10 protein-coding genes are annotated in these 10,851 nt (G+C 73.3%); 7 read left to right on the top strand and 3 right to left on the bottom strand.

All coding sequences use genetic code 11. The annotated features are described in order from the left end of the window. The 3 genes from BZL64_RS25995 to BZL64_RS25985 all read left to right on the top strand — a co-directional run. Window positions 1–206 (top strand): glycerophosphodiester phosphodiesterase family protein (locus BZL64_RS25995; protein WP_279634611.1); only part of this gene is annotated, 206 nt, incomplete at its 5' end. A gap of 274 nt (window positions 207–480) precedes the next feature. Continuing rightward, complete coding sequence (locus tag BZL64_RS25990; RefSeq protein ID WP_167396203.1) at window positions 481–1,032, top strand: ATP-binding protein; 552 nt, start codon at window positions 481–483, stop codon at window positions 1,030–1,032. A gap of 209 nt (window positions 1,033–1,241) precedes the next feature. Further along, a complete protein-coding gene (locus tag BZL64_RS25985) occupies window positions 1,242–2,207 on the top strand; it encodes a DUF5926 family protein (protein ID WP_086771611.1) in 966 nt (321 codons plus the stop codon). A 324-nt stretch (window positions 2,208–2,531) separates the two neighbouring features. Here the strand turns inward: BZL64_RS25985 and BZL64_RS25980 are convergent, their stop codons facing one another. Then, window positions 2,532–3,185: a hypothetical protein gene (locus tag BZL64_RS25980; RefSeq protein WP_086771610.1), complete on the bottom strand. Its 654-nt coding sequence runs from the start codon at window positions 3,183–3,185 to the stop codon at window positions 2,532–2,534. Between the two features lie 56 nt (window positions 3,186–3,241). Next, entirely contained in the window at window positions 3,242–3,907 is a 666-nt protein-coding gene (locus BZL64_RS25975; RefSeq protein ID WP_086771609.1) for a bifunctional DNA primase/polymerase, read from the bottom strand. A gap of 515 nt (window positions 3,908–4,422) precedes the next feature. Here BZL64_RS25975 and BZL64_RS25970 point away from each other — a divergent pair. The 4 genes from BZL64_RS25970 to BZL64_RS25955 all read left to right on the top strand — a co-directional run bounded on the left by BZL64_RS25970 (window position 4,423) and on the right by BZL64_RS25955 (window position 10,358). Continuing rightward, on the top strand, window positions 4,423–5,931 hold the full coding sequence (locus tag BZL64_RS25970; protein WP_208639523.1) for a PP2C family protein-serine/threonine phosphatase: 1,509 nt from the start codon (window positions 4,423–4,425) through the stop codon (window positions 5,929–5,931). A 118-nt stretch (window positions 5,932–6,049) separates the two neighbouring features. Beyond that, entirely contained in the window at window positions 6,050–7,540 is a 1,491-nt protein-coding gene (locus tag BZL64_RS25965) for an aminopeptidase P family protein (RefSeq protein WP_086771607.1), read from the top strand. A gap of 117 nt (window positions 7,541–7,657) precedes the next feature. Then, window positions 7,658–9,034, top strand: coding sequence for a MocR-like pyridoxine biosynthesis transcription factor PdxR (gene pdxR / locus BZL64_RS25960; RefSeq protein ID WP_086771606.1), 1,377 nt, complete (start codon window positions 7,658–7,660; stop codon window positions 9,032–9,034). 79 nt (window positions 9,035–9,113) lie between these two features. Beyond that, window positions 9,114–10,358, top strand: a complete 1,245-nt coding sequence (locus BZL64_RS25955) for an MFS transporter (RefSeq protein WP_086771605.1) — start codon at window positions 9,114–9,116, stop codon at window positions 10,356–10,358. Here the strand turns inward: BZL64_RS25955 and BZL64_RS25950 are convergent. Continuing rightward, the coding region (locus tag BZL64_RS25950) for a triphosphoribosyl-dephospho-CoA synthase (protein WP_208639522.1) at window positions 10,333–10,851 on the bottom strand (519 nt) is incomplete at its 5' end. The genes BZL64_RS25955 and BZL64_RS25950 overlap by 26 nt on opposite strands.

Genomic DNA, 10,851 nt, shown 5'->3' with positions numbered 1-10,851 from the left:
GACTGCGCACGATCCGCATCGCCGGGCCCTCGATGCGGATCGTGCGCAGTCATCCCGCCTATGTGGAGCGGCTGAAGAAGGCCGGTCACGAGGTGCACGTGTGGACGGTGAACGAACCGGAGGACGTCGATCTCTGTGTCCGCCTGGGCGTCGACGCCATCATCACCAACCGCCCGCGCGCGGTGCTGGACCGGCTGGGCCGCTGACCCTCTTCTTCCGTAGGAAGAAACATAAAGTCGCACAAGCCCCACTGGCCCCATCCGTACCTCTTGACCCCACGCGCCACCTGAACCATCCTCGCTTCCCAGCCATACCGAAGAAATCCAGCCACACGACGACCTTCCGCTCACCGGGAGTGCTCCGGCGCATTCGCTCCGTGTTCGATCGTTGCGAGTGCGTCACGGGACATGGATTGGCCGGTTTCCGGTACAGGCCAATGGGGCATCCACACCGTGGCGTGGGGCGAAGGAGGTCTCGGGGGTGGCGTTGGTGGTGGCACAAGAGGTGCCCACGTCGTCAAGCATGGCCGTACCCCATGGCCCTGCGGGCGTGGGCGAGGCGAGACACCGTATGCGCGAGCAATTGCGTACGGGCGGGGTCTCGGAGGCGGTCATCGACGATGCCGTTCTTATCCTTTCCGAACTTCTGAGCAACGCGTGCAAGCACGGCCGTCCGCTGGGCGACGCCCTGGCCGGGGACGGCGATGTGCGGGCCGCGTGGCGGGTGGACTCCGGCGGCCGGCTGGTCGTCGAGGTGACCGACGGCGGCGGCCCGACCAGACCGGCGCCGGCGACACCCTCCGTCACGGCGCACGGCGGACGCGGACTCAACATCATCACGGCGCTGGCCGACGACTGGGGCGTCCGGGACGACGCCCGCGGTGAGGTCACCGTGTGGGTCGTCGTCCACGCGGACGTCCACGACCCCGACGCGGGCTGCCGGCGTGACGACTTCGCCTCCAGGGTCGGGGCGCCCTCGGTGGCGTCGATGCCTGGCCTGGACTTCGCGGACGCGTTCGACGACTTCGACTAGGCGGGGCGGCCGGACTCGGCGCATGCGCGCAGAGCACAGGGCGTACACGGGGCCGACGGGAACCGGTCGGAACCGGCCGGGCGCTCCGCTCACCGGGCCCCGGCGCACTGTCCACAGGCCCGGTCGTCGTCCACAGGTTCCCGTGGCTCTCCGTGCGAGCGGCTAGGCTCCCGCCAGTACCAGACGAGCCGTACCCGGGAGACACCCAGATGGCCAAGAAGCGACCTCAGACGAAGGCCCAGCGGCCGCAGCTCACCGAGGGGGAGATCCCGGTCGTCGGCGCGCGGGAGCCCTGCCCCTGCGGCAGTGGCCGCCGCTACAAGGCCTGCCACGGCCGGGCCGCCGCCCATGCCGTGACCGAGCTGGTGCAGCGCCCCTTCGAGGGCGTGCCCGGCGAGGGCGACTGGGTCGCCATGCGCGAGCTGGTCCCGGCGGCCACGGTCGAACTGCCCCTGAAGGACGGCCTTCCCGAAGGCGTCCCGTCGGTCACGCTCGCCACGGTCCTGCCGATGGCCTGGCCGGCCCTGCGCCGTGATGACGGCTCGGTCCTCCTCGGCCTGCAGAACGACACCCCCTCCGGTGACATCAGCCGCGACCTGGCCGACACGCTCCTGCGGGCCCTGGCGGCGGAGCCTGGCACCCCCGTGCAGGCCCGGCGCGCGCCGGCCGACGGCCCGCGGATGCAGGACCTGCTCGACCCTGAAGGCACGTTCGAGCCAGTTGTGCACAGCGGTTTCGAGTTCTGGGTCCCGGACCCGGAGAACGCGACGCCGGAGGTGGCCGCCTCCCTGGAGCGGGCCAACGCGGCGGCGATCCCGACCGTGAAGCTGACCGGTGTGGACGCCGCGTACTGGTGCGAGACGCCGGAGAAGAACCACCTGCGCTGGGTCATGCCGTACCCGGAGGAGCAGCTTCTGGACGCGCTGGCGCGGCTGCACGCGGCGGGTCGGTCGAGCCTGGGCGAGGGCACCCGGCTGGTGGGGTCCTTCCGCGCGCACGGCCTGACCGTGCCGGTGTGGGACCTGCCGAGCGGGGTCTCGGCGGAGGATGTGGAGAAGCCGGCCGCCGAGTTCGCCGACCGGCTCGCCGCCGCGCTGGCCTCGGAAGAGCCGCTCACGACCGACGAGCGCCGTGCGCGCGGCGGGCTGACCAACCGACAGGTGACGCTCAGCTGACGCACGGGTCCGGTTCGGCCGTGCGCCGACCGCCCGGTCAGCGCGCGGCACCGGGTGGGACGGCGTGACTCCGCTCACAACTCCCGTTCGTGCAAGGTGAGTCGGCGCCATAAGCGCCGATCTGCCGGTGTCCGGAAAGCCGATGAAAACAAGAGATCGAATTTGCTTGGAGCCGATCTCTTGTTACCGTTCCAATAGCCCGGTTGCTGGTGCATCCCCCGTCGCCAGCAACCGGGTCTTTCCATGCCCGGCTCCGCGCACCACCGCGGACCCGGTCCTGCCCCCGGGCTCGCACTCCGCTCGCGCACGCACCGGCCTCGGACGTCAACCGACTGTGTCGGCAGGGGAGTTGCTGCCGGAACGCAACAGCAGCGGCCCGTCACCGGCCCCCCGCGCGAACTCCGCGACCGCCGTGTACTCCCCGGGCCCGCCCCGGCCCCGCTCTCGGGGTGTCTCACAGGTGCCCGGCTCGTCGTCGGCGCCCACCGCGCACCGCATCTGCACCGTGCGCCCGCCGGGCCCCATGAAGCTCAGTACGGCCGCCAGGGCGCTGCCGGTGGCGTTGCGGTAGTAGGTGCGCGCCCAGGTGTCGGTGCCCTGGGTGAGCACGCAGGTCTGCGCCTCGACGCCGTCGGGTGAGGTGACTTCGGGGCCGCAGCGGGCCGCAGTGGCCATGCCGAGGCCCAGCAGCAGCGGCGTACGGGAGGGTTCGGCGGAGGGTGCCTTGGCGTCCGGGACGGGGGCGGCCGACAGCCGGCCGGGCGGTTCCGTACCGGGGGCGGCCGACAACCGGCCGGCCCGGCCCGCCGCGGTGCCGGGGGCCACGTCCCGGCGCTCGGCGGAGCGGCGTTCGTCACCCACCGGCCCCGCGGACGCCATGGCCAGAGGGAGGGTGATCACGCACACCACCGCGCCCCCGAGGCCGAGAAGACGGAGCCATCGGGGGCCTGGGGGCGGTCCCCCAGAATGTCGCTGCATGGTGCGGAAGATAACGAGCCGAGGCGGGCATCCGGCCCGGTGAGGGCCCGACACCCTTACAACTCGGGCGCGCTCACACCCGTACGAGTGAGGGCGTCGACGACGGCGTCGACCACGGCCTCCACGTCGGGTACCCAGGGTGAGGCGGAGCCGGGCAGCGGGGCGCGCTCCCAGCGGATCTCCCCCTGGCCGGTTTCGGAGGGGGGCAGGGCGAGGTAGCCGCCCTCGCCGTGGAACCTCAGGGAGCCGGGGACGAAGTCCTTGGCGTACAGCAGCTCGCCCAACTGCTCCATGGAGTACGGCCGGACGAGGATCGACCAGCGGGTGGCCGAGGCGACGACCGGGCCGAGGCGCATGCCCTGCCGGTCGAGCGCGACGAGCGCGTGGGAGGCCGCGAGGGCGGGCAGGCTGACCGCGCAGGGTGCCGTTCCGCCGGTGGCCAGGACGATGGGTGCCGTCGGACGGTTGGTCCACCACCAGCGGACCATGCGCGCGTCGGTGGTGGCCGTCAGAAGGCCTGGGTCGAAGGGATGGGCGCCGGGCACCGAGCATTCCGGGTCGGGGCAGCCGCACCGGGACATCCCGTGTGGGTTCGCCGTCACGCCCGGGAGTACGGGCCACTGCCATTCCGTCGCGAAGGTCAGGGCCGCGTCGATCAATTCAGGCCCCCCGTCGCTGCGCCGGGACAGGAGCCTGCGTCGCCTTCCGAGGATCTCGCGCATGAGCGCTCGTTCCTTTCCGTTGCACCGCTGGCAACACCGTGGGTCACATCACACCATGTGTCGATCACTTCACTGTGCGTACCTGTTGGCGCATCACACCCCTGTCCGAGACAAGGGGAACCCCTGAGGGTCGAGCATTGGCTGCGCTTACGCGGCCACTCCGTCCAATACTGCGCCCATCACGAGCATGGGCCTGGCGAGGGGTGGCGAAGTCTGGCGTTTTGCCGTCCGCGTATTTCTCTCCGCCTCCGCCACGGGAGGATGGGGCACGGTCGTCGGTGACTATGACGCCGGGGCGGTTCACCAGGTTCCGGTGGCTCCCAACGACCCCTGGTCCTTACCGAGTACGTACCCATCACGACCGCTGTGACGCTCCGTGGAGCAAACCCAGTCGACCGCAAACACCCGTTACCCGAGGCAGTTTTAAGCCAACTTTGCACTTACGCAAGGGAGCCGGACAAAGCGTGACCGACAACCCCCCCGATCCCACGGACACCAGCAATCCCAGCAGGACAATGCTGGACATCCCCTCACGAGTGCGTGTACATGTGGAGACACCGCTAGCGGCGCAGAATGACATGGGGGTTTGCGATGCTTCTGAGCAATACGCACCGGTCCGAGAGCCGGACGCCATGAACGCCCCTCACCCCTCGAAAGTGGCTGGAATCGATGCGACGGTTCCCTCGCCCGCACACACTGTCGCGCCCGCGCCCACCACCCCGGCCGCCCCACCGGTGCCCACCGGCGCGGGAGCGCTCCTCCAGGACCGGCTGGCCGGCTGGGTCTCCGACCTCACGACGCTCCACGAACTGACCGAGCGTCTGGCCCGTACGGCCACGCTGCCCGACGCCCTCCAGGAACTGCTGCGCGCCGGATCCGCCCTGGTCGGCGCCCGGCGCGGGCTCGTCGTCCTGGAACCGGCCGACGGCCTCGGCCCCGACACCACGATCGGCCTCGGCCTCGGCCGCGCCGACCTCGGCCACATCGAGACCGTGCCGCGCAGCTCCATGCCGTACGGCCGCATCCTCGACGGTCTGCCCGGCGGCGAGGGCGAGATCGCCCAGCCCGACCTGCTCGCCGAGGACGGCCTCGACCCCCGGCACCGCGAGGTGGCCGCCCGCCTCGGCTACGCCGCCAGCTACGCCCTGCCCCTGGCCGCCGGCGAGGGCGCGGACCGCCTGGGCGCCGCCGTCTGGCTCTACGACGAGCCCGCCGAGCCGGTCGAACGCCAACGCCACCTGGCCGGTCTGTACGTCCGCTACGCCGCCGAGCATCTCGCGCGCCTCCTCGAACTCGAACACACCCGCGCGCGCATGACGACGATGACCGAGGAACTGCTGCCCTCACGGCTGCCGAGGGTGTCCGGCGTCCAGCTCGCCGTGCGGCACCGCACCGGCCCGCGCGGCGGCGGCGACTGGTACGACGCGCTGCCGCTGCCCGACGCCGCCCTGGGCCTGGCCGTCGGCTCCGTCACCGGGTCCGGGCCGAGCGCGGTCGCCGCGATGGGCCGGCTGCGCGCCTCCCTGCGGGCGTACGCCGTGATGGAGGGCGAGGACCCGGTCGCCGTCCTGTCCGACCTGGAGCTGCTGCTGCGGCTGACCGAGCCCGCGCGTTCGGCCACCGCGCTGTTCGCCTACTGCGAGCCCGCGCTGCGCAAGATCACCCTGGCCGGGGCCGGGCACTGCCCGCCGCTGGTGGTCGGCGAGCGGCGCACGGAGTTCGTCGAGACGTCCGTGTCCGCGCCGCTGGGCATGCTGGCCTGCTGGGAGGCGCCGAGCGTGGAGCTGGAGGCCGAGGCGGGCGAAACGGTGCTGCTCTACACCGACGGGCTGCTGCACCGTACCGGCGACCCTGTCGACCGTGCCTTCGCGCGGCTGCACGCGGCCGCCGCCGGGGTACCCCGGTCGATCCGCCACGACCCGGGCGCGGTCGCCGACCAGGTGCTGCGGACGATGCTGCCGGACGGGCTGGACGCGGCCGACGGCGCGGAGGACATCGTGCTGCTCGCGGCCCGCTTCGAGTGAGTTCGCGGACCGAGTCGTCCCGCGCGTTCCGTTCCCCGAACGGTAAGAGGCGCTTCGCCCCTGGGCCCCCTTCTGCACGACCGTACGATGGAGGGGGTCCAGTGCCGTATCGAGGAGGATGACCGTGGCGGAAGAGCTCCCGGCTGTATCCGATCACGCTGCTGACGCAGCGGACCCGGAGACCGCTGAACAAGAGCCCATCAAGGAGCGCAAGAACGGCCTGTACCCGGGCGTGTCCGACGAGCTGGCCGAGAACATGAAGTCCGGGTGGGCCGACACGGAACTGCGTGACCTGGAGCCGATCGCCCAGGCCGCCGAGACCGCCGCCCGCCGCGCCGCGCTCTCCGCGCGCTTCCCGGGCGAACGCCTGGTGATCCCCGCCGGCAACCTGAAGACCCGCTCGAACGACACGGAGTACGCCTTCCGCGCCTCCGTCGAGTACGCCTACCTCACCGGCAACCAGACGGAGGACGGCGTCCTGGTCCTGGAGCCCAGGGGCGAGGGCCACCTCGCCACGATCTACCTCCTGCCGCGCTCCGACCGCGAGAACGGCGAGTTCTGGCTCTCCGGCCAGGGCGAGCTGTGGGTCGGCCGCCGGCACTCCCTCACCGAGGCCGAGAAGCTGTACGGCATCCCCGCCGCCGACGTCCGCGAGCTGGCCGGCCGGCTGCGCGAGGCCACCGGCCCGATGCGGGTCGTCCGCGGCTACGACGCCGGCATCGAGGCCGCGCTGACCGACAAGGTCACGGCCGAGCGCGACGAGGAACTGCGCGTCTTCCTCTCCGAGGCCCGCCTGGTCAAGGACGAGTTCGAGATCGGCGAGCTGCAGAAGGCCGTCGACTCCACGGTCCGCGGCTTCGAGGACGTCGTGAAGGTCCTCGACAGGGCCGAGGCGACGAGCGAGCGCTACATCGAGGGCACCTTCTTCCTCCGCGCGCGCGTGGAGGGCAACGACATCGGCTACGGCACCATCGCCGCCGCCGGCCCGCACGCCTGCACGCTGCACTGGGTGCGCAACGACGGGCCCGTGCGGTCGGGCGACCTGCTCCTGCTGGACGCGGGCGTCGAGACGCACACGTACTACACCGCCGACGTCACGCGCACGCTGCCGGTGAACGGCCGCTTCAGCGAGATCCAGCGGAAGATCTACGACGCCGTGTACGACGCCCAGGAGGCCGGTATCGAGGCCGTGCGGCCGGGCGGCAAGTACCGCGACTTCCATGACGCCGCTCAGCGGGTGCTGGCCGAGCGGCTCGTCGAGTGGGGTCTGGTCGAGGGGCCCGTGGAGCGGGTCCTGGAGCTGGGCCTCCAGCGCCGCTGGACCCTGCACGGCACCGGTCACATGCTCGGCATGGACGTCCACGACTGCGCCGCCGCGCGTGTGGAGTCGTACGTCGACGGGACGCTGGAGCCCGGCATGGTGCTGACGGTCGAGCCGGGGCTGTACTTCCAGGCCGACGATCTGACCGTGCCGCAGGAGTACCGCGGGATCGGCGTCCGGATCGAGGACGACATCCTGGTCACGCGGGACGGGAACCGTAACCTGTCCGACGGACTGCCGCGGCGGTCCGCCGAGGTCGAGGCGTGGATGGCTTCGCTCAAGGGCTGATTTCGCTCAAGGGCCGGTACGGATTCTCCTACCGAGTCGATGGCCGGGTACCGGTGAGGTGCCCGGCCATCGCCATGTCTGTCCGCTTCACGTACACGTACCTAGGGGGAGGGCTTCGTGGACGACTTCTGGTCCGGGGTCGGTGTCGACCTGCATCTGGAGACCGACGGCAACGAGGGGCGGCGGGCCGGGCTGGAGCGGGCGCTGCGGGACGCCGTGCGGGGCGGGCGGCTCGCCCCCGGCACCCGGCTGCCGGCCACCCGGCGGCTCGCGACCGAGGTCGGCATCTCGCGCAACACCGTCAAGGCCGCCTACGACCAGCTGGTCGCCGAGGGGTACCTGACCGCCCGCCAGGGCTCGGGCACCCGGGTCGCCGCGCTGCCGTCCGCCGCCGCCGAAGCGCCGGCCGCCGCCGCACGCGCGCGTGAACCCCGCTTCGACCTGCGCCCCGGCAGCCCCGATGTCGGCGCCTTCCCGGCGGCGGCCTGGCTGCGGGCCCTGCGCCGCGCGATCGCCACGGCCCCCTCACTGGCGTACGACTACGGCGATCCGCGCGGACGCATAGAACTGCGGACGGCGCTGTCGGGGTATCTGGGGCGGGCGCGCGGAGTGATCGCACCGCCGGAACGGATCGTGATCACCTCCGGCTATGTGCAGGGGCTGGCGCTGCTCACGCGCGCGCTGGAGGGCGCGCCGGTGGGCATGGAGGATCCGGGGCTGCCGTTCCACCGGGAGGTCGTGCGGCGCAACGGCGGGCACGTGGTGCCGGTGCCGGTCGACGACCGCGGCCTGCGCGCGCGGGAGCTGGGGGACGACCTCGGGGCGGTGGTCGTCACGCCCGCGCACCAGTACCCGACCGGAGTGACCCTGCACCCGGAGCGGCGGCGGGCCCTCACGGACTGGGCACGCGCGCGTGGAGCGCTGATCGTCGAGGACGACTACGACGGCGAGTTCCGCTACGACCGGCAACCGGTCGGTGCGCTCCAGGGCATGGCGCCGGGGCAGGTGGCCTATCTCGGCACCGCCTCCAAGACGCTGGGGCCCGCGCTGCGGCTGGGCTGGATGGTGCTGCCGTCGCACCTCGTCGACGCCGTCGCCGACGCCAAGCTGCACAGCGACCACCACACAGAGACCATCGGCCAGCTCGCCCTCGCCGAGCTGATCACCGGCCACGCCTACGACCGTCATGTGCGCGCGTGTCGGCTGCGTTACCGGCGCCGCAGGGACCTGCTCCTCGACCGGCTGGGGGCGCGCAGGGGCGTGCGCGGGATCGCGGCCGGGCTGCACGCGCTGGTCGAGGTGCGCGACGAGGCGGACGTGCTGGAACGGGCGGAGGCCGAGGGCCTCGCGGTCGGCCGGCTCGGCGAGCACTGGCACGCGCGCGAGGACACCGGGGGCCGGCCGCAGGGCCTGGTGGTGGGGTACGGGACACCGAGGGAGCGGGCGTATCCGGAGGCGCTGGAGGTACTGGTGAAGGTGCTGGAGGGGGCCTGAGCCGGGCGGCGATTGGACCAACCGGATGGCATCGGATTGGCGCTACTGACGGGTCCACCGGGTCGCTAGCTTCGTGAGCATGACGAAGACGCCGCCGCAGCGCCTGCTCACCCTGGCCCAGCTGAGCAACTCCGTCGGGGACGGTGCCTACTACACGACGTCGGCGCTCTACTTCACCCAGGCCGTCGGCCTCGCCCCCGCGCGCGTGGGGCTCGGGCTGACCATCGGCTGGGCGGTGGGCTCGCTGGCCGGTCTGCCGCTGGGCCGGCTGGCCGACCGGCGCGGCCCCCGCGGTACGGCGGTGCTGCTGGCGCTGGCGACCGGGCTGGCGGTGGCGTCCTTCACGCTCGTGCGCGGCTTCCTGCCGTTCGTGCTGGCCGCCTGCGCCTACGCCGCCGCGCAGTCCGGGCTGGCGGCGGCCCGGCAGGCACTGCTGGCCGGGCTGGTGCCCGCCGGGGAGCGGACCGGGCTGCTGGCCCGCCTCCAGTCGACGCTGAACGCCGGGCTGGCCGTGGGCGCCGCGCTCGGCGGGCTCGCGCTGCACGCCGGGACGCGGACGGCATACCTCACGGTGTTCGTCGTCGACGCGGTGAGCTTCCTGGTGTGCGCGCTGCTGCTCGCCGGGCTGCCCCGCGTCGCGCCCGTCCCGGTCCGCCCGCGCGGTGGCCTCGGGGTGCTGCGCGACCGGCCGTACACCGTCGTCGCGCTGCTGAACGCCGTGCTGTTGCTGCGGCTGCCGCTGCTCAGCCTGGTCCTGCCGCTGTGGATCACCGAGCGGACGGGGGCGCCGGCCTGGCTGGTCTCCGCGCTGTTCGTGCTCAACACGGCCGCGGTGACGCTGTTCCAGGTGCGGGCCGCGCGAGGCGTCACCGGCCTGGACAGCGCCACGCGCGCGTTGCGGCATTCCGGCTGGGTGATGTGTGCCGCCTGCGCCCTGTTCGCGCTGTCCGCCGGTGCCTCCGCGTGGGTGGCGGCCGGTGTTCTGGTGGCCGGGGCGGTGCTCCAGGTGGCGGCCGAGATGGGGCAGTCGGCGGGCTCCTGGCAGCTGTCCTTCGACCTGGCCCCGGCGGACCGGGTCGGCGAGTACCAGGGCCTGTTCGGCACGGGGGTCACCGTCGCCCGCACCCTCGGCCCGCTCTGCCTGACCGCCCTCCTGCTGCGGTGGGGCACGCCGGGCTGGCTGCTGCTGGGCGGACTGATCCTGGCGGCCTCGTACGCGATGGGCCCGGCGGCACGGTGGGCTGCCGCCGGGCGGGAGGCGGAGGCCGGTGTACGCGGCGACGGCCGGCCGGTCCGGATCAGCCGGCCCTCCCAGGCGTCCTGATCGGCAGGGCGTCCACGAACAGAGCGCCGGCCAGCAGGCCCGCGCTGCCGCGGGGACTCCACGCGCGCGCGTGCAGGTCGGCGTCGAGCGCGGACAGGGCCGTGCGGCCCGCCTGCGTCGCCGTGCCGCCCGCCTCCAGGACGCCGCGAGCGCCCGCCTGGACATGCCGCAGGCCGAGCGGGCCCGCGGTGTGCAGGAGTTCGGTGTCCTGGAGCGTGGACATGACGGTGAGCAGGGCGTCGAGCCGTGCCTCGGCCTCGCCCGCGCCGGCCGAGCGGGCCCCGGAGAGCGTGGTCAGCGCCCTCCGGACGTGCGGGAACCCGGCCCGTGCCTCGCCACGGGCGCCGGGCGCGCCGTACGTGGCCGACACCGTGGAGCCGCGCGACGGGCGGCGCGGGGCGCCCCGGTCGGGGTGCGCGGCGATCCGTCCGGCGGTACGGGGGACCTCGGCGCCCCGCGCGCGGGGGTCCAGGGCCGCCGCCGACACCAGCAG

This window comes from Streptomyces bobili, assembly GCF_002154575.1.
Taxonomy (GTDB): Bacteria; Actinomycetota; Actinomycetes; order Streptomycetales; family Streptomycetaceae; genus Streptomyces; species Streptomyces bobili.
This window is presented reverse-complemented; position numbering and strand designations above follow the sequence as displayed.